Source organism: Nostoc sp., from assembly GCF_036919595.1.
Classification (GTDB): Bacteria; Cyanobacteriota; Cyanobacteriia; order Cyanobacteriales; family Nostocaceae; genus Nostoc.
Window position 1 is genome coordinate 1 of sequence record NZ_JBALCO010000176.1, and the last position, 21,889, is coordinate 21,889.

20 protein-coding genes and 1 pseudogene are annotated in these 21,889 nt (G+C 40.3%); 14 read left to right on the forward strand and 7 right to left on the reverse strand.

The features are described from left to right. Positions 1-140: 140 nt before the first annotated feature. From V7K21_RS27235 to V7K21_RS27250, 4 genes are all read left to right on the forward strand, one after another. Positions 141-1,010, forward strand: a complete 870-nt coding sequence (locus tag V7K21_RS27235; RefSeq protein ID WP_335178748.1) for a zinc metalloprotease HtpX — start codon at positions 141-143, stop codon at positions 1,008-1,010. 367 nt (positions 1,011-1,377) lie between these two features. After that, complete coding sequence (locus V7K21_RS27240) at positions 1,378-1,503, forward strand: hypothetical protein (RefSeq protein WP_335178749.1); 126 nt, start codon at positions 1,378-1,380, stop codon at positions 1,501-1,503. A 246-nt stretch (positions 1,504-1,749) separates the two neighbouring features. Then, a complete protein-coding gene (locus V7K21_RS27245; RefSeq protein WP_335178750.1) occupies positions 1,750-3,051 on the forward strand; it encodes a M16 family metallopeptidase in 1,302 nt (433 codons plus the stop codon). Positions 3,052-3,294: 243 nt separating this feature from the next. Then, positions 3,295-4,155, forward strand: coding sequence for a fructosamine kinase family protein (locus V7K21_RS27250; RefSeq protein WP_335178830.1), 861 nt, complete (start codon positions 3,295-3,297; stop codon positions 4,153-4,155). 501 nt (positions 4,156-4,656) lie between these two features. Here the strand turns inward: V7K21_RS27250 and V7K21_RS27255 are convergent. Continuing rightward, entirely contained in the window at positions 4,657-4,977 is a 321-nt protein-coding gene (locus V7K21_RS27255) for a TMEM14 family protein (RefSeq protein WP_335178752.1), read from the reverse strand. An 87-nt stretch (positions 4,978-5,064) separates the two neighbouring features. Between V7K21_RS27255 and V7K21_RS27260 the strand changes: the two genes are divergently transcribed. The 3 genes from V7K21_RS27260 (at position 5,065) to V7K21_RS27270 (ending at position 9,485) form a co-directional block, all read left to right on the forward strand. After that, complete coding sequence (locus V7K21_RS27260) at positions 5,065-6,420, forward strand: ATP-binding protein (protein WP_335178754.1); 1,356 nt, start codon at positions 5,065-5,067, stop codon at positions 6,418-6,420. A 302-nt stretch (positions 6,421-6,722) separates the two neighbouring features. Continuing rightward, positions 6,723-8,060: a tellurite resistance TerB C-terminal domain-containing protein gene (locus V7K21_RS27265; protein WP_335178756.1), complete on the forward strand. Its 1,338-nt coding sequence runs from the start codon at positions 6,723-6,725 to the stop codon at positions 8,058-8,060. Positions 8,061-8,156: 96 nt separating this feature from the next. Further along, the gene (locus V7K21_RS27270) at positions 8,157-9,485 is read left to right on the forward strand and encodes an ATP-binding protein (protein ID WP_335178758.1); all 1,329 of its coding nucleotides are present in this window, start codon (positions 8,157-8,159) and stop codon (positions 9,483-9,485) included. 257 nt (positions 9,486-9,742) lie between these two features. Here V7K21_RS27270 and V7K21_RS27275 read toward each other — a convergent pair whose 3' ends face one another. The 5 genes from V7K21_RS27275 to acs form a co-directional block, all read right to left on the reverse strand. Next, positions 9,743-10,225 carry a cupin domain-containing protein gene (locus tag V7K21_RS27275; RefSeq protein WP_335178760.1) on the reverse strand — a complete coding sequence of 161 codons (483 nt, stop codon included), beginning with the start codon at positions 10,223-10,225 and terminating at the stop codon, positions 9,743-9,745. A gap of 285 nt (positions 10,226-10,510) precedes the next feature. Then, a complete protein-coding gene (locus V7K21_RS27280; RefSeq protein WP_335178831.1) occupies positions 10,511-11,098 on the reverse strand; it encodes a Uma2 family endonuclease in 588 nt (195 codons plus the stop codon). Between the two features lie 218 nt (positions 11,099-11,316). Beyond that, positions 11,317-12,498: an AGE family epimerase/isomerase gene (locus tag V7K21_RS27285; RefSeq protein WP_335178833.1), complete on the reverse strand. Its 1,182-nt coding sequence runs from the start codon at positions 12,496-12,498 to the stop codon at positions 11,317-11,319. A 377-nt stretch (positions 12,499-12,875) separates the two neighbouring features. After that, the gene (locus V7K21_RS27290) at positions 12,876-13,562 is read right to left on the reverse strand and encodes a tetratricopeptide repeat protein (protein ID WP_335178762.1); all 687 of its coding nucleotides are present in this window, start codon (positions 13,560-13,562) and stop codon (positions 12,876-12,878) included. A 127-nt stretch (positions 13,563-13,689) separates the two neighbouring features. Then, a complete protein-coding gene (gene acs, locus V7K21_RS27295; protein WP_335178764.1) occupies positions 13,690-15,663 on the reverse strand; it encodes an acetate--CoA ligase in 1,974 nt (657 codons plus the stop codon). A 326-nt stretch (positions 15,664-15,989) separates the two neighbouring features. Here acs and V7K21_RS27300 point away from each other — a divergent pair, with 326 nt between their 5' ends. The 5 genes and pseudogenes from V7K21_RS27300 (at position 15,990) to V7K21_RS27320 (ending at position 18,569) form a co-directional block, all read left to right on the forward strand. Further along, positions 15,990-16,280, forward strand: coding sequence for a hypothetical protein (locus V7K21_RS27300; RefSeq protein WP_335178766.1), 291 nt, complete (start codon positions 15,990-15,992; stop codon positions 16,278-16,280). A 55-nt stretch (positions 16,281-16,335) separates the two neighbouring features. After that, positions 16,336-16,566: a hypothetical protein gene (locus V7K21_RS27305; protein WP_335178768.1), complete on the forward strand. Its 231-nt coding sequence runs from the start codon at positions 16,336-16,338 to the stop codon at positions 16,564-16,566. Then, positions 16,556-17,275 (forward strand): annotated as a pseudogene (locus V7K21_RS27310) (Uma2 family endonuclease). Before V7K21_RS27305 ends, V7K21_RS27310 begins: the two are co-directional and overlap by 11 nt. A gap of 92 nt (positions 17,276-17,367) precedes the next feature. Continuing rightward, on the forward strand, positions 17,368-18,057 hold the full coding sequence (locus V7K21_RS27315; protein WP_335178770.1) for a hypothetical protein: 690 nt from the start codon (positions 17,368-17,370) through the stop codon (positions 18,055-18,057). 68 nt (positions 18,058-18,125) lie between these two features. Next, positions 18,126-18,569: a hypothetical protein gene (locus tag V7K21_RS27320; RefSeq protein ID WP_335178835.1), complete on the forward strand. Its 444-nt coding sequence runs from the start codon at positions 18,126-18,128 to the stop codon at positions 18,567-18,569. A 305-nt stretch (positions 18,570-18,874) separates the two neighbouring features. Here V7K21_RS27320 and V7K21_RS27325 read toward each other — a convergent pair whose 3' ends face one another. Continuing rightward, on the reverse strand, positions 18,875-19,063 hold the full coding sequence (locus V7K21_RS27325; protein WP_335178771.1) for a hypothetical protein: 189 nt from the start codon (positions 19,061-19,063) through the stop codon (positions 18,875-18,877). 188 nt (positions 19,064-19,251) lie between these two features. Between V7K21_RS27325 and V7K21_RS27330 the strand changes: the two genes are divergently transcribed. Continuing rightward, positions 19,252-19,599 carry a hypothetical protein gene (locus V7K21_RS27330; protein ID WP_335178773.1) on the forward strand — a complete coding sequence of 116 codons (348 nt, stop codon included), beginning with the start codon at positions 19,252-19,254 and terminating at the stop codon, positions 19,597-19,599. A 91-nt stretch (positions 19,600-19,690) separates the two neighbouring features. Continuing rightward, positions 19,691-21,877 (forward strand): hypothetical protein, encoded by a 2,187-nt coding sequence (locus tag V7K21_RS27335; RefSeq protein ID WP_335178775.1) that lies wholly within the window; start codon positions 19,691-19,693, stop codon positions 21,875-21,877. Positions 21,878-21,889 lie beyond the last annotated feature (12 nt).

Consider the following 21,889-nt stretch of genomic DNA (forward strand, 5'->3'; position numbering starts at 1 on the left):
ACCCAAGTATCACGTTTCTCAATTATTCCACCTCATTAGTATGGAAGCAAAGCCTTCTATTATAACATAAAAATAATTCTGCAAGAGGTCTAATGCTGTTTCATAGAAAAATAATACAGCATTAGCAGGAGAGCGAAAATATGACAAATCAATTGAAAACGGCTGTTTTGCTAGCTGCGTTAAGTGGTATTTTGATCGCAATTAGTTACTGGATAATTGGCGGTATTAGTGGTTTGATAATAGGAATAGGTTTAGCAGCAGTAACAAACCTGTTTTCGTGGTATCAATCAGATAAGATTGCGCTGGCAGTATACCGCGCCCAACCTGTGAGTGAAAGGGAAGCACCAGGACTTTATCGGATGGTGCAGAGATTGAGCGATCGCGCTAAGATTCCCATGCCCAGAGTTTATATCGTTCCAAGCCAAGGTGCTAACGCCTTCGCTACAGGACGCGATCCAGAAAACGCTGCTGTTGCTGTCACCGAAGGCATTTTGAATATATTGCCAGATGACGAACTCGAAGGCGTTATCGCCCACGAACTCACCCACATTATTAATCGTGACACCCTTACACAAGCTGTTGCTGCTACTGTCGCTGGTGCTATCTCATTCCTAGCGCAAATGGTGAGTTACAGCTTATGGTTTGGCGGTGGTTCACGAGATGACAACAGAGGCGGTAATCCTTTGGGAGTTTTGTTAACAGTAATGCTTGCGCCAGTGGCTGCGACGATTATTCAGCTAGCAATTTCGCGCACACGAGAATTCTCTGCTGATGCAGGTTCTGCTAGATTAACTGGTAATCCCCGTGCTTTAGCCAGGGCATTACAACGCTTAGAAGCCTCAGCAAAGCAGATGTCTTTAAATGCCAATCCAGCATTTGAGCCATTATTAATTATCAATTCCATCTCTGGACAGTTTCTAGGTAACTTGTTCTCCAGTCATCCTGCTACAGAGGTGCGGGTTGCAGCATTGCTGAAATTAGAGCAACAACTACCAACAAAAGCTTATTAAATTTTTGTCATGAGTCATTTTTTAAATCACTCATGACTAATGATTATCGTTATAGGGTGTAGTTTTCATCCGAGAGTAAACATTGTAATTAAGGATATTTTAACTATGACTGCTAACAATATCGAATCCTTTTAAACCACAGTAATTAAATCTACCGAATCCATAGATGAACCTCTTTCTGTGTTGAACTTTAGTTCAAGTCTGTCTCAATACGCTTGGGTTAAGGCTTGCTCTTTTTCAAGTCTGTCCCTCTCTGAGTCGGCTACGGTGTACACGCAGGTTATTGAATTACCCCTCCCTAACCCTCCCCTTTACAAGGGGAGGGAATTAGATGTTTTAGTTTCCCCTTTATAATGTTATTTTGGCGATGCCTGCGGCGGGCTACGCCAACGCATTTGTTGATTCAGCGATGCCTGCGGCGGGCTACGCCAACGCATTTGCTGATTGCACCTTAGTCGGAGAGGGACAGGTTTTGTGTAGTAAAACCTTTTAGACGCATTATTTTTGATTGTGGCACTCTCCACTCGAAATAAATATATTTGCTTTTGGGCATAAATAAATTTATTTGCTCTGAAACTCTTTTTGCACCTTATATTCTAAGTAAGTCGGTACAATAAAACCAAACTGTGTGAAGAAAAATAAACAAGGCTCAAACTCTTTTTCCCCCTGCCCCCTGCTCCCTTGTCTCTTCGGTCACGGATAAGATAAAGAAGTAACATAGCTCCTCACACAAGCAGCAATGACTTCAACCCTACGGAAATTTCCTCGTCTTAATACCCCAACGCTGCATCAGTTGCCCAATGGTTTGACAATCATAGCGGAGCAAATGCCAGTTGAAGCTGTAAACCTCAATGTATGGATTAAAGTTGGTTCAGCAGTAGAATCTGATGCCATTAACGGTATGGCTCACTTTTTAGAGCATATGATTTTTAAGGGAACAGAACGACTGGCTAGCGGCGAGTTTGAACGGCGAATTGAAGAGCGGGGTGCTGTTACCAATGCAGCTACTAGCCAAGACTATACTCATTACTATATAACCACTGCGCCCAAAGATTTTGCCGAGCTGGCTCCACTACAAATAGATGTAGTATCAAATGCTAGTATTCCTGATGATGCTTTTGAACGGGAGCGATTAGTAGTTTTAGAAGAAATAAGGCGTTCGGAGGATAATCCCCAACGACGGACATTTCGACGGGTGATGGAGACAGCGTTTACCGAGTTACCTTATCGCCGGGCGGTATTGGGGCCGGAATCAGTGATTGCCGAACTTAAACCCCAACAGATGCGGGATTTTCATACTTGTTGGTATCAACCCCAGTCAATTACTGCTGTAGCTGTGGGCAACTTACCTGTGGAAGAATTAATTGCAACCGTTGCTGAAGGATTTACAAAACTCAGTACAGACGCAATTAATCGCGTCTCTCCCCACTCACCAGTACAGACACGATTAATCGCGTCTCTGCCTCCTGAGTTACCATTTACAAAAATTGTCCGTCGAGAATTTGTAGATGATAGTCTCCAGCAAGCAAGGTTAGTGATGGTTTGGCGGGTTCCAGGAATGACTCAGTTAGATCGCACCTATGGACTGGATGTTTTAGCAGGAATTTTGGGACACGGACGGACATCAAGACTGGTGAGGGATTTACGAGAAGAACGGGGATTGGTTTCTTCAATTTCTGTGAGCAATATGAGCAATCAACTGCAAGGGACATTTTATATTTCAGCTAAATGTGCAGTGGAAAATTTAGCAGAAGTAGAGGATGCGATCGCTCAACACATTCGCAAAGTTCAAACCGAGTTAGTCACAGAATCAGAAATTGCCCGTGTGCGGCGGCGAGTAGCTAATAGATTTATATTTGGCAATGAAACACCAAGTGATCGCTCTGGATTGTATGGTTACTATCATTCCTTGGTGGGAGATTTAGAACCCGCCTTTAACTACCCAGATTATATTCATAGCCAAGATGCAACTGACTTGATGCAAGCAGCCAAAGAGTATCTTTCCCCAAATGCTTATGGTGTAGTTGTTGTCAAGCCGTAAATTAGAAAATAGGGCATTGGGCATACGTGAATTCGATGAGTACTGTTTTGACCCCTCTCCAAACCTCTCCCCGAAACGGAGAGAGGCTTAAAAAGCTGATTTTTGTTGTTGCTCCTCCCTCTTTGCTTCGGAGAGGTCTGTTGAATTCCCGTTGGGTATGGGGAAGAAAAGAATAACCAATAACCAATTCCCAACGCCCAGTTACTAATCCAAAATCCAAAATCTAAAATCCAAAATTGCATGATGTGGACTAAAATCGATGCTCAAATTAGCCAGGTGACTGGCGAAAAATTTCAGAGTCAACAACGGCGATCGGTTGGTGGCGGGTGCATCAACCAAGGTTATGCTGTTTCCAATGGTGAGATAACCTACTTCGTCAAGCAAAACCTTGCATCCGAAGTTGCGATGTTTGAGGCTGAGGCATTGGGTTTAAAGGAAATGCTAGCAACAGCTAGTATTCGTGTCCCAAAACCTCTAAGCTGGGGTGAAGCTGGGAATTCTAGTTACATCGTGCTGGAATGGTTAGAACTTGGTAGCAGTAACAGCAATTCCTGGGAAGAGATGGGGCGCAAGTTAGCGGCGATGCATCAAGCTAGCAGTAGTGAAGGTTTTGGTTGGAAAATAAACAATACCATTGGTTCAACGCCCCAAATCAATACTTGGACATCAGACTGGGCAGAATTTTATATTAAACATCGCCTGGGTTATCAATTTCAGTTGGCAAGGCAACGGGGAGGAAATTTCCCTCAACAAGAAAAATTACTAGCAGCTATCCCAGAACTATTGGCGCACCAGGTGCAACCTTCTTTAGTTCATGGCGATTTATGGGGCGGAAATGCCGGGTGTACAGCCTCAGGAGAACCCGTGATATTTGATCCAGCAACTTATTTTGGCGATCGCGAAGTTGACATTGCCATGACAGAATTGTTTGGTGGATTCCCCGCAGCGTTTTACAAAGGTTACAACGAAGTCTTTCCTTTAGATGCAGGCTATGAACAGAGAAAAACGCTCTATAACCTGTATCACATTTTGAATCACTTCAATTTATTTGGGGGCGGTTATGGTTCCCAGGCGAACCGGATGATTGACCAGATTTTGCGCTAAGTACAGCATTTCATTAATTTGTAGCGAATTAAATTTAGCAATACCCTGCAATGCCAATGCGTCGGCCGCCTTATTAATGCATCAGCTTGCATTGTTAATGTATCCGTCGCTTTATTAATGCATCAGCTTGCATTGTTAATGTATCTCAATACAATGCCAATGCATTCCCTTGGAATGTTAATGCGTTCCCCTGCATTAAAAACGCTACGCTTTTACGCAAAACTGTAGTAAGTACTGGATTGCAGAAACACAGGAACACCCGATTGCTTGATTCATATGATGTCCGCCAAATTAGCCATAAGAAAAGAACCTCACCCCCAACTTTTAAGAGCAGGCTCTTAGGTTAGCTCAAGCGTAGCTTTGGCTCTTTGGGCTTGGGGGTATTATAGTTAATTACCCGGACATCATATCACTGCTGCAAATCATCACCTCCCTCACTCTGAAAGAACGCCTTAATAGGCAACAAAAAACAGGAGGATGGTTATTGCTTGGAGACTGATGCTACCTTAAAGCCACAAATTGATTCACCATCACCGCCAATGCCAAGATACCCAAAATCGTCATTAATCCCGCAGGCATAAACTTGCGTGTTTTAGCCAGTCGAAATCCAAAGACGACTACTAAAACAGCAGTAATTAACCCTGCTAAAATCGAACCCCAGGTTTGTCCTTGGAATTGAAAGTAAGCAGCAAGTATTAGTAATAAACCGCTAATGCTACCGCTTAGGAGTGAAACCTTACTTTTAGCCTGAATGTAGCCAATAATGCCACCAACAATCGCTAATATGCCGTAGGCAAGAGCAGCAATTATACTGAAATTCATTGTAAAAACCTATGTAGACTTTGACTTTACTGCCAGGGTCAGCAGACAATTTACCATAGTTATTTAGCTATACCATACAGTTTATTGATGGACAATCAAGCAATGCCAATGACAAATATTTCTTCATATACAAAAGTTCAATATCTCCAGCGCCAAGCAGCCTCACTTTTGCTCTACCAGTCTGTTCTGCAAGACGAAGTAGGGATGGCATTTCTGAAACTGTTGCAAGCTATACGTTACACTGACGCCGATGCACGCGGTTGCCTCCAAGCCTACGGCAGTTACTTCTACGCTTTGGCTGCTAGAAATCAAAACTGGGAAGACTATTTAATCACTCAACTTCTGTTCTCTAAGAATCCTTTTACAAGGCTGGCTGAAGTGCGAGAATTTAAAGATTTGCCCCCAGCTTTAGTAGCAGCAGTTGAGCATGATTTACAAATATTGCAAAGTCTCTATAAATGTAGCAGCGCTTCTTTGAGTGAGTGGATACAAGGCGTAGCTCATATGCCGATTTCGCCAGTAGTGTGGTATAAAGAGCAAGAATTGGTAGGAGTAGAGATAAAGTTCGTTACATATCTACAACAGTTAGATAATTGGGGTGATGCTGTAGAAGAGTTAGCGGCTTATTATCGGCAATGTGGCTCTGGTTTATTTGCAGAATATCGCGCTTTACGCTGGCAAGCTGGGCAGTTTATCGGTATTCGGTATTCTGACCCAGTTAAGCTGAGTGCGCTTGTAGGTTACGAGTCTCAAAGAGATGCTTTGCTAAAAAATACAGAGTTTTTATTATCAGGAGAGATGGCACTGCATGTATTACTTTACGGTACTAGGGGTTCTGGCAAATCTTCTTTGGTGAAATCTTTGTTGAATGAATATAGTAATCGCAGCCTTCGCTTGCTGGAAGTGTCAAAATCTGATTTAAAAGACTTACCAGAAATTGTGGAACATTTACGGGGAGTGTCACAAAAATTTATCATCTTTGTCGATGACCTTTCATTTGAAGAAGATGATGATGCCTTTAAAGCTCTCAAGGTAGTTTTAGAAGGTAATTTAACCGCGCGGCCTGAAAATGTAGTTGTGTATGCTACTTCTAATCGCCGCCACCTGATTCGGGAGTTTTTTGTGGATAGACCTGCACCTAAGGATAACGAGGAAATCCATGCTTGGGATACGATGCAGGAAAAACTTTCGTTTAGCGATCGCTTTGGTTTAACCTTGACCTTTGAACCAGCCAATCAGAAAACTTATTTAAAGATTGTACAACATCTAGCCGCACAAGCTGAAATTAATATTACTCAAGAAGATTTGGAATTTCAAGCATTACAGTGGGCAACTCGCCATAATGGTCGTTCTGGACGGACAGCACGGCAGTTTGTAGATTTTTTAAAAGCAGATTTAAGACTATTTAATGTAAATAAGGATATATTTAATACTTCTGATTAAAATTAGTTCATTGATGATTGCACTTTTTTTTACTTACAGAACAATGTTATGTACCAGTAACTAAAACTAGAGATTCCAGAACGACTATGATACCAAATTTGGGAAAAATGTCTTGTTTCACCAAACAGAACAACAGATTGAAACTCTTTTTTAGTAAGTATTATTCTCTGTGTATTTTATACAAATTATGTTAATGCAGTGTAAAGCCTTCTCTTCTGCCTACAGCCCTTCTCCTAAAAGAGACGCTGTTCACGTTCGCTCGTTAACGAGTCTGTAAGCGTCATGACGAATTATAAATTAGTATGAGAGCTACTTATTCTGATAATTTAAATACGCTAAAAACCAGCAATATGCAATCAGTAATGATCAGCAATCGATTTATCTTAGGGATAGTTGCCTTTAGTGTGAGTTTTGGCCTTAGCCTGGTCCCAAACTTAGATTTTAATAAAGCCTTTCTCACAGGTGTAATTACTGCCGTTATTATCTATGCAGCAGCATTATTCGTAGATAAGCGACGCAGAAATTATGAAATGTTTGTTTTAGGTTCTCTCCGCAAGAGAATTAAAGAAATGGAGGGATTGAAGGCTCGTGTTGTCAGAGAAATTCATCAAATCGAAGAACATCATAATTTATTATATGCTGAGTCACAACATCTGCAAAATCAAGTCACAGAAAGCCGTAACCAAAGGGATAGTATACATCGAGAATTAAGAACATTTGCCGGGCAGAAAAAGCAGTTAGAAAATGAAATCAATAATCTGCAAACTGAAATTAATAACTTGCATAAAAATCAAGCAGAATTGAACAATGCTTTTTCTGTCCTCACAGTAGAGAAGCGCCGTCTAGAGTTGAATTGTAATGGATCTCGCACTGAAATTACTCAGTTGCAAAGTCAAATTTCCGAACTCCAGCAGGAGAAACAAGAAGTTGAAAGCAATTTAACTCTTTTGGGCAGACTCAAACCCCAATTAGAAGAAAAACTATATGAATTACGAATTGCAATTCAAGAACTAGAAGTTGAGACAAGCCAAAAAAATCAATTGCTGGTAGCAACAAAAACCGAAAGAGAAAATATTCAAGCTATCCTGAATTCTTCACAAACCCAACTAGTAGAAAAAAAAGCTGAATTACAGGAGTTGCAAGGGCAAGTTTCATTATTACAAGAAGAACGAGACTCATTACAAAATCAAGTATGGGAATTACTCCAACAAATAGAAACATTTAATCAAGAGCCTTTGTCTGATAATTCTCAGGAAGATGAGCCTGAATTGTTTCCTTTTTCTGAAATAATGGAAAAGACAGCAATCAGAGATACTTCAGAAATTGAGACATTAGAGAACATCCCTGAAGAATGGACTAATTTTTTAGAAAATCTCCCACGATTTGAACTAGAAGTATTAAAAGCTATAGTCGAACAAGATAATCCCAAGGCTGCTATTAAAAAAATTGCCGAAGTAAACATCACTATGCCGAATCTGTTAATCGATTCTATAAATGAACGGGCAAATGATACTATTGGTGAATTAATTATTAATTCAGATTTGGAAATTCCAAAAATTTACCCTGAGCATATGATGTATGTCAAAAAAATGATTGCAATGTATGAAGATTTTATGGCTAGATATGCTTCGTCAAATTAAATTATTATTGCTGTCATCAGATTAGTAGTAATGTAAATATGTGCCCTACCTACTTACTGCGTGTTTCTGCGTTTAGAATAAAGTGATGTGTAATATATGGCAAAGCTCAAAATCTCGAAAAAAATCTCCACTGCTTTAATTAATTCCCTTGGTGCGGGGGTAGTACCAAGAGTGGGAGTTGAACATATAGCAGTAGGCCGAGAAAAAGAACTAAAAAGCCTATTACAAAATCTCGATGATATTGCAGAAGGTGTAGCAGCATTTCGCTTCATAATTGGTAACTACGGTTCTGGGAAAAGTTTTTTACTGCAACTAATTCGCAACCGTGCTATAGAGCAAGGTTTTGTAGTAGCTGATGGTGATTTATCCTCTGAACGTCGATTAGCAGGAAGCAATCATGAAGGTGTAGCCACCTATCGAGAATTAATGAGCCACCTAGCTACAAAAACTCGTCCTGATGGTGGTGCTTTAGTCTCAATTTTAGAAGGATGGATTAATAAAATTCAACAAGAAGTGGTTAAAGAAACTGGAATGCGTCCGAATGACGATGGTTTTGATGACCAAGTTGAATCGAAAATTAGGGAAGTAGTTCAGTATATTGAAGACTTAGTTCATGGATTTGATTTCGGTAGCGTTATAATCGCTTATTGGCGTGGCTACCGATTGGATGATGATAATTTAAAAAATGCGGCGATGCGCTGGTTCCGTGGAGAATTTACTACTAAAGTTGAGGCGAAAGCAGCTTTAGGAGTGCGCGTCATTATTGATGATGATAGTTGGTATGACTACATCAAATTATTTGCTAAATTTGTAGCTGAAATTGGCTATAAAGGACTGTTAATTATACTTGATGAAGCTGTACATTTATATCAAATATCTACTACAGTCACGCGGGAAAAGAACTATAATAGACTTTTAGTAATGTTTAACGATACCATGCAATGTAAAGCAGAACATCTTGGTATTGTTGTTGGTGGAACAACTAAATTTTTAGAAGATCCCAAACGGGGACTTTTTGCAGACCAAGCTTGGCAAAGACGCACAAAGGAAAGCCGTTTTGTTGCACAATCTGGCGTTCAGGAGAATTTTGGACCAGTAATTCGATTGAACCCGTTGAGTGAAGTAGAAATTTTGACGCTTTTGCAGCGTTTAACTGAGATTCATGCACTCAATTTTGGGTATGAACAGACTTTGACAAATCGTGAGTTGAAGGAGTTTGTGCAAGAAATTATTAATCGCTTGGGTGCAGAAGCATTACTCACACCAGGAGAAATTGTGCGAGATTTTATGAGTGTGCTGAATATTCTTCACCAAAATCCAGAAATTGCGTTTAGTGAATTAATTCATGGTTCTAAATTTAAACCTACTGCTATGAGTAAGGATGCAGATGTAGATGAGGATGGCGCAGCGGAATTTAGTCTGTAATTAATAATGAAGACACTGAACCAGAAGAACAAGCAGATTAAAAAACCTTCTTTAAAATATTATTTAAATCTTCAGTTTTATATGACACTTTGCAAAGTAGGTAAGCTCTTCCACATTTAGATTGAGAGGGTTAACACGATTAAATGGCAACTCGATGGTACTTTGCTGATAATGGCGACTCATATCGTCATCTGTGTGATGCAATTTCAAATATTAATGAGTAAACCTCTGACAAAAGTCGAAATCAATCATCAAATTCATCTGTTTTGAGGATTGATTAAAATAGCTTTTGGTTGATTAGCATTAAATAGAGAAGCAGACAACAAAATAATTGGCTTGTCTGTTTGGTTTTCTCCATAATGAACTATTCCGGGATATTCAACTAAAGAATCTCCAACTGTAAGCTGTATAGTTTTCCCTTTTTGAAGAATCAATTCTGTGCCGTTAGCTTTCGTTACTTTAGCTTTTCCTTCTAAAACAGTAAAAGTTAAAGTTCCCGCCTCTACTTGTCCAATCTGCATTCCCGGATGAGTATGAGTAGGGAGTTTTGCTCTAGGTGCGATAGTATAGCGTACAAGCTCAAGAATCTGCTTTTTATCTTGAGTAGGATAACCACTCGCTAAAACTTCACGGCTAACAGATTTAGTGTAAGTATTGGGTGAGGAGATTTCTTGGCTCTTAACAACTACACTGCCAAAACCTAGTATAGCTAAGGGGAGAATTAGAGACAGTTTTTTCATATTAAAAGTTGTTTTTGGGCAATACCTTTAATTAAATCATTTTGTGTTTAGTTTGTCTAATTATATAATTACTTAACTAGCCAGTGCTATTCAGATATTTTTTTGAGTACATTTTGAACCTCATCTGCCCTTTCGGGATTAAGTTCAATGTACCTTTCATCTGCTATTTTGAAATAGTTTTTGAAGACATCTTCAAAAACTATTTCATCTTCATCAAGATTGCTAACAAGACATCGAATTAATTAAAGCAAGGCTTAATCGGGCAAAAGAGCATCACGCACAAAATTATTCACTTGCACTCTCTGGAAACAACCTACTCAAGTCCAGTAATGCATCTTCAAATCCAGGAATCGCTACTGACTGGTTAGATAAAAAAATCTGCTTGCTAAGATAGCTAAACTTACTTTGAGCATTCTGATATGGCTGGCTATGACGCTCAAGTTGACGAGCCGGCAAATTCACAATCCAGTAACCAGAAATTCCGGCTTCTGCATACAATGACAGCTTGGTTGTTTGGTCGTAATCTAGGGTTTTATCCGAAATTTCGATTACTAACAAAATATCTTCGGGATAGGGATGATGAGCGAGATAATCTTCATCTCTTCCTTGTGCAATGACAACATCCGGCTCAGGCTCACTTTGATTAGGAAGGGTGATAGGATCTTGTCCACGGATGACTGCTTGATCACCTAAAAGCCGATCCAATTGACGACATAGGATAGAACTACAAACTGTATGAGGTGTTCCCTTTGCTGTCATTTGAATCAGTTCCCCTCGAATTAACTCAATATGATTGGCCTCTGTAATAAATCCGAGTTCAATCAATCGATGGTATTCAGCGATCGTAAATCGCTTAGGTGTTACAGCATTCATCAGACATCCTTTCAGTGGCAATGATTCCACTTTTATTTGTACACTAACAGAGATTAAACTGACTGCGTTGTTCACCGCCGCAGGCATCGCAATAACTTAAGCTGTTGTTACTATAACTGAAGCATTCATAAGTAACCTTAAAGCCGTTGTTACTACAACTGAAGCTGTTATTATCACACCTTAAGTTGTGGTTATGAACATGAATTTTTGTAAGAAGTCTATTGCAAAGGAGTAGCGCTCGCCTCAAATTGCTGCCAACAAAGGTACAACGCCCGTGGTACGTGAAAACATCCTTTCCATTTGCCACCTTTAAGGTTCAATAATACTTCTCCACGGCGATTGAGATAGCCAAACCACTCACCGTATTCTGAATCAGTAAAGTGTGACCAGGCGTAATCGTGCATTTTTTGATACCATTCCCAACACGCCTCACGTCCGGTCAGGCGATAGCCCATCGCTAATGCAACCAAAGACTCTAGGTGAACCCACCACAGCTTTTGATCCCATTCCAATTGTTGTGGGGGATGACCGTCTGCATCCATAAAGTAATACAATCCGCCATACTCACTATCCCAAGCAAAATTCAGGATATTTAGCACCACATCAACGGCTTGGTTAATAGTTTTGGTATCGTTTTTGCGACGGGCGATGTCCATGATGAACCACATAGCTTCGATACCGTGACCTGGGTTAATCAGCCGTCCCTCAAAACAATCTATGTGGGAACCGTCAGGGGTAACGTTTTCGTACATTAGTCCCCGTTCTTGGTCGAAAAAATCAGTCATCACTTCGTCCTGAGTCTCAGCTAAGACATTATCTAATGTTTCCTTTGGCAGCAACCATTCCATTTCTAAAGTCAGGTTGGCTAAAATCATCGGTACAGCCAATGATTTCATCGGACGTGTGCCAGGATAGGTTTTATTATATTTGCCCTTCGGGTTGTCCTTGCGGCGTAATACGTTGTTATAAGCCTGCATTGCCATATCCTTTGCCCATTCTTCCCCCCCAGCGAGTGCATATTGGCTAAATGCCATCGCTGCAAAGCAATCAGAAAAGATATTGTAAGGCTGAACCAATGGTTTCCCTTCACGGGTGAGGGAAAAATACCAGTTACCATCACTATCTCTGCCATGTTGGGCGAGAAAATTAGCGCCATTGCTGGCGATTTTCAGCCAGTTTTCGCGTTTTTCTAACTGGTTGCAAAGCATGGAAAAAGTCCACACTTGGCGGTTTTGCAGCCAGATGAATTTGTCTGTATCATAAATTTTGCCATAGCGATCAAGGCAGGTGAAATAGCCGCCTTGCTGCCAATCAAGGGAGTGTTTTTCCCAAAATGGAAGGACATCGTTGAGGAGGGCGTTTTTGTAAAGTTCAGCGATTGCTTGAAAGTCATGCTCCATAAATTTCCTCCCCTTTTGTGCTAAAGCTAACAGCTTAACAGTTATCACATTTTGGCTCGAATATGGAGCGTAAGCGTAGCCCGTCGTAGACATCGCGTCACTCTCTGACAATATTTCGTCAGCAGCAGTTATACTTCTATCTTGTATCTTGCACCATTCTCAATAATCTTTCATTCATTAGAATAATTCAGTTTCAATGCTTTTAAAAGGGTGGGCAACATGCCCAGCCCACAATAATTACAAACCAGATACGACTTACCCAGATGCCAAATTCCGCAGTAATAGGTGCATAATAGCCGATCGCATTATTGGCAAAGCAACCTGAAAGCTAATCGTCAGCAAGTCTTCTTAACTTTTACCACTGAATAATATGATTTTCATGAAACATTAGGCTGATCACCAGTTTTTATCTCTCGCAAAATTCGTTCGACTTGGTTAACTTTTTCATTTCTATTCTGTGCTTTAAAAATATTTAAAGCTTTTTGTAGAGAAGATAATGCATCATCTTTTTTATTTGTTTGCCACAATGCCAGTGCAAAATTAGTCAGCCCTTCGCCATAATTAGGATTAATTTCTAGAGCTTTTTTATATTCAGTAATGGCTTCTTCCCAGCGACTTTCGCTAGCATAAACAATACCGATCGCATTGTAGGCTAGAGCATATTTTGGCTGGATGCGAATGGCTTCTCGATAAGAGGTAATTGCTTCTTCTGATTTCTTTTGCCGAAAAAGTACATTTCCCAGTTGAAAGCGTCCAAAGGCATCCTCTGGAAATTTTTTAATTAACTTGCGTAAATTTTCCTCAGCACCTGTTAAGTCTCCCTGATTAAATGAAGCATTGGCTTGTTGCATCATCTGCGATCGCTCTGATGATCCTGTGTCTGGAGCTTGAGACTGTGCTAGTTTTTGTGGTTGTCTCTGTGCATACTGTTCAGGGGAATGCAAAGAAACTTTTGCCGGAACCGCTAACACTAGTGGTGATATCCCCATTACAGTGATCATACTCAGCGTCATGCCGCTAAAAGATTGAACAAATGCTGATTTAAGTTTGTGCTTCAACTTCATCGCCCTGAGTGCCTCAATAATGTTCTAATCTTTATATATAATAAATTGAGGTGCGTTAGTGCGTAATGGATCACAAGACAGACGGAGCGCAGATATATGCGCCCCTACTAGGCTCATTTAGAATTATTTACGTACCTTGCCGTAATTTATCCAACACGCTTTTATCTTCCAATGTCGAAATATCCCCAGATACCTCTTCACCCGCAGCTAGATTCCGCAGCAATCGGCGCATAATCTTACCCGATCGCGTTTTGGGCAAAGCATCGGTAAAGCGAATTTCTCCCGGACGAGCGATCGCACCAATTTGTTTGACGACGTGCTGTTTGAGTTCTTTACTCAGTTCCTCACTTCCCTGATAACTGCCTTCTAGAGTCACAAAAGCAACTACTTCTTCACCCTTAAGTTCATCTGGTTTACCCACTACTGCCGCTTCTGTAACCGCTGGGTGAGAAACCAAGGCTGATTCTACTTCCATTGTACCGAGCCGATGTCCTGACACATTCAATACGTCATCCACACGACCTGTTATCCAAAAGTAACCATCCTCATCGCGTCTGGCACCATCACCAGCAAAGTAAGTATAGTTACCATCTTTGGGCGGGATGTGTTCCCAGTAGGTGCGGCGGAAGCGTTCTGGATCGCCGTAGACTGTCCGCATCATTCCTGGCCAAGGATGTCGCACTGCCAAATAACCGCTTTCATTATTGGGTAGGGTGTTTCCATCCAAATCTACGATATCTGCGATAATTCCTGGGAAGGGAAAAGTTGCTGAACCCGGTTTGGTGGGAATTGCCCCTGGTAGCGGTGTAATCATGATTCCGCCTGTTTCGGTTTGCCACCAGGTATCAACAATTGGACAACGTTCACCACCAATTACTTTGTGATACCACATCCAAGGCTCTGGGTTAATCGGTTCGCCGACGGTTCCTAGCAAACGCAATGAAGACAGGTTTCGCGCATTAGGATGTTGTTCTCCCATCTTAATAAAGGCTCGAATTGCTGTAGGTGCAGTATAAAAAATATTGACACCATATTTTTCAATCACATCCCATGTACAACCAGGATTAGAAGCACGGGGCGCACCTTCATACATTAGACTCGTTGCACCGTTGGAAAGAGGGCCGTAGACAATGTAGCTGTGTCCAGTAATCCAACCTACATCGGCAGTGCACCAGTATACATCTGTATCTTGCAGGTCGAATATCCACTTGGTGGTCATGTGGGTATATAAATTATAACCAGCAGTTGTATGCACTATGCCCTTCGGTTTGCCGGTACTGCCCGAAGTGTAGAGGACAAACAGCATATCTTCGCTGTCCATTGGTTCGGCGGGACAATCTGCTGATACTCCTTTTTGCAAATCATGCCACCAATGATCGCGTCCGCCCAACTGCATATAAGTTTCTTGTCCGGTGCGCTTCACAACCAGGACATTTTTTACACTGGGAACAGCACCATCAGCTAAGGCTTTATCTACCTGTTCCTTGAGAGGAACGATCGCATCTTTGCGCCAACCACCATCAGCCGTAATTACCAGTTTAGCTTTAATATCAATTAAGCGATCGCGCAAAGCTTCGGCACTAAAACCACCAAATACCACACTGTGGGGTGCGCCAATTCTGGCACAAGCTAACATGGCGATCGCAGCTTCGGGAATCATCGGCATATAAATACCAACGCGATCGCCTTTTTGTACACCCAGTTGCTTCAATACATTGGCGAACTGGCAAACTTCTCGGTGCAGTTGGGCATAGGTGAGGGTACGCGAATCTCCTGGTTCTCCTTCCCAAATCAATGCTGCTTTATTCTTACGCCAAGTAGTGAGATGTCTATCAAGGCAGTTGTAAGAAATATTAATTTTACCGCCAACGAACCATTTAGCAAAAGGTGGTTGCCAGTCTAATACTGTATCCCATTTTTGGAACCATTCTAATTCTGTTGTAGCCAAATCTGCCCAAAATTGCTGCGGATCAGCTTTGGCTTTAGCATAGAGACGCTGATAGTCCTCCAGGCTTTTGATATGGGCATTCTGTGAGAATTCCGAGGCAGGATGAAAGAGGCGGTTCTCTTGTGGGATTGATTCTATACTTGGTTGAGACATAATTACATTTGCAAACGGTATTGTTACTGAAAACTATTTTTAGCTTAGTTGTGCCAGACAGTGTTTAAATTTTCCTGAAGCTGAATAGAAATTGCAAGATTACTTAGCTTACACCAACCAAAACCAAACAATAAAAAAAGGTGTGATATCTACAAATCATTGAGCCTGAGAGTATTTTGATATTGGATTTAAATATCAAGATGTTACCGTCTCTACTGAGAATATTGCAAAATGTAAATAGTCTTCACAAACAACGCCTGAAACTATGACACTTACCGTCGAAGTTAGCAGCCTATCTCTCAACGATGTTCATCGCTTTCTTAAACTTGAAATCAAATGCTTTATTTACAGACTTCTTAAGTCTAGAACCACTCTCTGAGTTTGAACAGCAGGATTTATTGCGAATCATAAGCGACTTCGAGCGTTATTTAAATACAGGTAAAATTTCTGAGGGTTTGGTAAAATTATTAACAATTGAACCCTTGATGCGGTTAGCTGGCTTTTACGATGTGCCGATTCGGTTGACAATGGAAGATAGCATTGCGATCGCAGTCGAAAATGAAGACAGAATAATTACTGGACGGATGGATATTTTAAATCAACAGTCCTCAAAGTAATATCGCGCCGCCTTTTTGGGTTGTCGTTATTGAAACGAAAAACAGTGCGATCAAAGTGGGTGAGGGTTTACCTCAATTACTGACTTATGCTTTTAAAAGTTTAAATCAACAACTATCTGTTTGGGGACTGGTAACTAACGGACTGCGTTATCAATTTGTTCATATAAAAGGTGATCAACAGCCAACTTATCGGTTAATACCATTATTAAATTTCAATGGATCTCCAGATGCAATAGAGTTATTACAAGTTTTCAAAGCCATCTGCAAGTTACCAAATCTTCAGTAAAATAAACGTAAATCGCGGGGCGATCGCTAATGAAATTGTATTTCCTCCTGGTGATATACTTAGTGACGAACCACCCTTAGAAAGTGACCTACACCGAGAGCAAATCGATTTGCTGATTCGCATACTCAAATTGTGGTGGTGAGAAAGGCAGCATTTCTATACTTCTGGCAATTTTACGATTTACTACAATCCTAATCAGAAAAAATCAGAACATTTCGGTGGACCAGACCTTTTTGTAGTTTTAGGAACTCATAAAAAAGACCGCAAGAGTTGAGTAGTTTGACAAGAAGACGGTAAATATCCAAACTTGATTATAGAAATTTTGTCAAATTCAACAGCCGCAGTTGGTAAAGGCTTAAAAAAACAAGTTTACCAGGATACCTTCCGTACACCAGATGATTTCTGGTTTGACTCTGTAACAATGGAGTTTCAGGGATTTCATCTAGTTGATGGGAAGTATCAAGAAATTCAATCTACCACTGATGGACGTTTGTGGAGCTAGCAGTTAGAACTTTACTTGGGAGTTTATGAAGGTAAATTAAGATTATTCACTAGTGAAAATCAATTAATATTATCATCTGAAGAACTACCTGAACAAGAAAGTTTACCTGCCCAACGGGCAAAAGTACTTGCCCAACAAGCAAAGCAAGAAATTGTTCGATTGCGGGAGGTTTTACTTACACAGGGCATTGAACCAGAGAATATTTAATGACATCAGGAAATTAACTAAAGACATTTTCAAGTTAAAATCTAGTTATAAGTGTGTGAAAAAAGCGTTATCTTCTGAAAGTAGGGCATCGTTTGCAAGCAAAAGAGATTAAGGATAAGCTAAAGTCCCTTACCCTGCAAGCCTCCTCGATAGATCCGGATTTAGCGAGAAGATTAGACGAAATCAATCGTTGGGTAAAGAATATCAAGCCAGGTTCCCTGACTGCAAAACCTTTTGTGATTGCATTTCTCTTAGAGGTGATTACGGATTCTACAATTTGGCTGATAGTCAAATCCTTACCTTCGGAAGAAGAACAAAAAGCAAAGTTCGATCAAATGACGCCGATTGAGAGATATTGGTATAGCTATCTTTTTCCTAGATGGATTAATGCAAGTGACTCCAAATTTTATATTTGGAAACAAAAATTGATGGGAGGCGAATTTAATCAGGTTGATGATGATATAATTAAATCAATAGCCCAAGATATTGTTCAGCGTGAAGGTAGTTTTTGGCAGCGTTATATTGCCGACCTTTCAATGGCAACAGATTTAATTGTTAGTCGTAACCATCAACCACTGTGCATTCAAGTTACTAGTGTCTCAGAAGAACTTAATTACCAAAAGTACCAAGCTTGGCAAAATACACTCCGCTCGTGGGAAATAGAGAGAGGACTGTTCTTAAGTTACAATCCCAAGGACGCTAATTTTGTTAATCAGCTAGTCAACGTGGCACTGTATAACAGTGATTATCTTTCTGGTGGGAAATATTTAAAATTTTCGTGAACTTCCAGCAATTTGATGTTCCAGATTTGTATTCCAGCCTACATACCTACCTGCTAATTACAGCTTTTATGCTTAATAAAAGAGAAACTCACAGCTGCAACAATCAAGTAGATGCATTTGCTGAAGCTTTAGCAACAGCGCGACAAATGCAGCAAAACTGGCTAACTTACGGGGTTGATTTTGTCAATTTGTACGTTGAAGATGTAGATGGAGACTGGCTAGAAACCTGGGAAGATGATGAAATATTAGGTAATTATCGATTAGATGCTATTAAAGAATTTTTGGTAAGTAATGATAGTGTAGCTATCAAGGTAAGACAGCATTTAGGAGAGCGATCGCTATTTGATTTCGCAGTAAACTTAGAAGAATCTTGGAGAATTTTTGAAACCAATGACAGGTTATCTGCTGTGAGAAGGTTGTTAGCTGGTGAAGAAAATAGTGTTGATGCAGATGATATGAGGTTAGTGGATTTAGCAAATAATCTGCTGATAGAGTTGGCAGAAATTTTGTGAAATTTTCAATTAATTACAGCATATTTTAGCTGAATTGAATACAAGGTTAGTAGGGTAACACAGCTGTGCTACCCTACTAATTATCTATTATTAGAATAAAGTTATAATCCAATACGCTTGGGTTAAAGCCAAAAAGCTTAACTTGCGTAGGTTGGATTGAGGGACGAAACCCAACATTTTCAGGACTTTGTTGGGTTTCACTACGTACCCCTACGGGTAAGCAAGCTACAACCCAACCTACATATATCCTTAACCCAAGCGTATTGAGTTATAATCTGTCGCCACTCAAGTAACTTCGTGAAAAGTTAGATCCCCGACTTCTTCGAGAAGTCGGGGATCTGGACATATATGTTTATGGCATAAAAACATCTGTTATTGTATCCATCAGTGTGTCGCTGGATAAGGTAGGATATTTTGGAACCAATCACAGCTAATGCGATCGCAATAAAACCTTTGTAGCTGTAGGGTGTGTTACTGCTTTTATAACGCACCATCTGAGGTTTTCGGTGCTTTACACTAACGCAGTAACAGCGATAACACACTCTACATTTTTTCAACGTCCAAAGAGCAGTTTGGCATCAAAAACCACTTGTATCAAAATAGCTTTACCAACAAAAGTTAAATAAGTTTCCATTTTGGGAATTATAGACCTATTGAAGCCCAGGCAAGTAGGTCAAAAGCATTGATTAGTGAAACTACGAAACTATTGTATCCCTCAGTGGAAAAATTGGTTAACGAAATTGTGGCGGTTAACCACGCTTGGAAAGTCGCTTGTGAATTGTTTGGACAAGATTCAGCCCTATCTATTTCTTCGCGAGATTTAAAAACCTGTTTGCAGGTGCGTTTGTTGCGAAGCTATGCACCAGAACAGGTTTATTTAATTGAGGATAAAAAATCAGAAGGTGAACCACTTTACAGCTTACGTCTCCGAAAACCTATAGGAGACCGCCTGGATGCAGAACATCTCCCAATGCGGGTAGCTCAAGAGGTTCTTGCGGATAAAGAATTACAGCAATTTAAAAAGATATAACCAAGATAAACAAGAGGGGTGCAGCGTCGAAATAGTAAAAGTTTGGGGCATTATTTGGCATAACGAACCTTTTCATTGGGCAGTTGTTTTTGTGTTAATAGTCGCAATTATTATCGAGCTTTACACATTATGGCAATATTGTCGCTCAGAGTGTGGCGCGACTGAAGCCTCGATTAAAATTTTGATGAAAAAGGGTAAAAATGTAAAGCTTTCAAACGAAGTTCGCAACTGGTTAAAAAAGCATTTAGGAACCGATGATCTAAGCATAATTAGTCAACAAGCGCAAAAGGATGGCGAGTTCATACTTATAAAGTATCCATCTGTCTTAGCCCACCCAATACCTCGAAGTTCTCTGCGTTTTGTGACAACCTTGTGTACTGCCATTGGCCTTTTAGGAACCTTTTATGGTATACAACAGGGACTCCAAGGAATCAATTTATCTACAAAAGATACCAACGAACTGATAACTGCCAGTCAAGAACTACTGATGGGAATGAAAACAGCTTTTTCCACTTCCATGATGGGGCTTGGTTGTGGTAGTGTATTCACCTTAGTTTTATTTGTATGTGATTCGGGACGGCAGAAAAGGCGCGATAGTCTACGCTATAAACTCAATGCGATCGCCACTTTAAAAACGGCAGATAATACCAACCATGAAGTAGCTGAAGCACTTAGTCTTGTAGCAAAAAATTTGACTGGGCTAAAGCAGCTAAATGCAGAAGGCATTGGTGAAGCTGTAGGTAAGAGTATTGCAGAACAGTTTGCAGGTTTAAATCAGTTATCAGCCCAAGCTATTGGTAAAGCTGTAGTCCAGCAGATGTTCCCAGCCTTGGAAGCAATATTCAAAGAACAGAAAAAACTTCGAGAAGTCCAAGAAAATCAGGGACAGAAAGTTTTAGAAGAACTCATCAAGGATCTACGAATTCAGGTACTTGAACCGATTGCAGATAGACTCGATAGAAGTGCAGAGTTAACACAGCAAGCTTCCACCGCAGTGCTAACACTGCATAGAGAATTGGGTGGTATATCTCAAAGTTTGGCAAGTTCCATCTTAACAATTGAGAACTTTCAAAAAGAAACTTTGGTAGAACTTAAAGGATTTGCTAAGAATTTTGGAGACACTCTCAATCAATTCCAGACAGATACAAGAGGTGTTTTACAAGAAACAGGACAGGAAATTAATCGAGCCGTAGTTCACAGTATTGAGGGAATGACAGCCCAGCGAAGTGCTTTTGAAGCCAGTGCAGAAAAAGCGGCTGCTACCTTTAAAGGAATCCGAGAGGAACTGCAAACAGCACTACAAGAACGCGCAATAGTAGAACAGCAGATGCTTCAAGGATTTGCTAACAATATGGGACAAACTTTAAGTCAATTCCAAACAGAGAGTACGGGAGTTATACAACAAACAGCTCACGAAATTAATCGAGGTGTAGTTCAGAGTATCGAAGGAATGACAGCCCAGCGAAGTGCTTTTGAAGCCAGTGCAGTGCAAGCTGCTTCCACCTTCCGGGGAATTCGAGAAGAACTGCAAACAGCACTACAAGAACGCGCAGCAGTAGAACAGGAGATGCTTCAAGCTACTCGGACTGGAATTATTCATATTCTCACCGAAGCAAATAGAACTTTTCATCAGCAAAGTAATACTCTACAAACAGTTGGTGATAAAGCTTCTGGATTGATGAATGATGCGAAGGATAATCTTTTGGCTACTTTAGGAAATATCGACGCAAAACTTATAGCAACTCGCCAAACAGTAGAAGATGATTTAACAAGATTCAGGCAAGAATATCAAGCAAATTTACAGATGTTCTTTGAAGAACAAAACACCTTACTTGAAGGGACGTTAGGCACACAACGAAATGGGTTATCTGAGATTGTGAACAATCTTGATCAAGTCTTCCGAGATGAATCGGAAAGACGTAGCAAATTGACTCAAGAAGTAGACGAAAGTATGACTAAAATTCAGAAATCTGTCGAACAAATTAACAAATTAGTTAGTGCAGCTGGATTAAACGATGCACAACGACTAATTCAACTAGAAAATCTTGCTCGTGGTATTGGTCAAGAAGTGCAAAGAGTGGACAATTCATATAAGGATTTGAATCAAAAATTTGACAATAGCCTTCAGTCTTGGCAGGGTCATCTTGAAGGTGCTATGCAAAGGACTGTTAACTTACAAGAAAGCTTTTTCAAACAAGCAGATACTTCTATGGCTAGAGTTTGTGGAGATTTACTAAAAACAGCAGAAGTGCTGGTATCAGCAAATAAGAAATACTAAATTACTAATGGA

Coding starts and splice junctions, on each gene's coding strand:
- V7K21_RS27290 (WP_335178762.1), bottom strand. CDS start 13,562: ATGAAGTTGAAGCACAAACTTAAATCAGCATTTGTTCAATCTTTTAGC.
- V7K21_RS27260 (WP_335178754.1), top strand. CDS start 5,065: ATGGACAATCAAGCAATGCCAATGACAAATATTTCTTCATATACAAAA.
- V7K21_RS27240 (WP_335178749.1), top strand. CDS start 1,378: ATGCCTGCGGCGGGCTACGCCAACGCATTTGTTGATTCAGCGATGCCT.
- V7K21_RS27255 (WP_335178752.1), bottom strand. CDS start 4,977: ATGAATTTCAGTATAATTGCTGCTCTTGCCTACGGCATATTAGCGATT.
- V7K21_RS27325 (WP_335178771.1), bottom strand. CDS start 19,063: ATGGTGCGTTATAAAAGCAGTAACACACCCTACAGCTACAAAGGTTTT.
- V7K21_RS27280 (WP_335178831.1), bottom strand. CDS start 11,098: ATGAATGCTGTAACACCTAAGCGATTTACGATCGCTGAATACCATCGA.
- V7K21_RS27285 (WP_335178833.1), bottom strand. CDS start 12,498: ATGGAGCATGACTTTCAAGCAATCGCTGAACTTTACAAAAACGCCCTC.
- acs (WP_335178764.1), bottom strand. CDS start 15,663: ATGTCTCAACCAAGTATAGAATCAATCCCACAAGAGAACCGCCTCTTT.
- V7K21_RS27265 (WP_335178756.1), top strand. CDS start 6,723: ATGAGAGCTACTTATTCTGATAATTTAAATACGCTAAAAACCAGCAAT.
- V7K21_RS27235 (WP_335178748.1), top strand. CDS start 141: ATGACAAATCAATTGAAAACGGCTGTTTTGCTAGCTGCGTTAAGTGGT.
- V7K21_RS27250 (WP_335178830.1), top strand. CDS start 3,295: ATGTGGACTAAAATCGATGCTCAAATTAGCCAGGTGACTGGCGAAAAA.
- V7K21_RS27320 (WP_335178835.1), top strand. CDS start 18,126: ATGCTTAATAAAAGAGAAACTCACAGCTGCAACAATCAAGTAGATGCA.
- V7K21_RS27270 (WP_335178758.1), top strand. CDS start 8,157: ATGGCAAAGCTCAAAATCTCGAAAAAAATCTCCACTGCTTTAATTAAT.
- V7K21_RS27275 (WP_335178760.1), bottom strand. CDS start 10,225: ATGAAAAAACTGTCTCTAATTCTCCCCTTAGCTATACTAGGTTTTGGC.
- V7K21_RS27245 (WP_335178750.1), top strand. CDS start 1,750: ATGACTTCAACCCTACGGAAATTTCCTCGTCTTAATACCCCAACGCTG.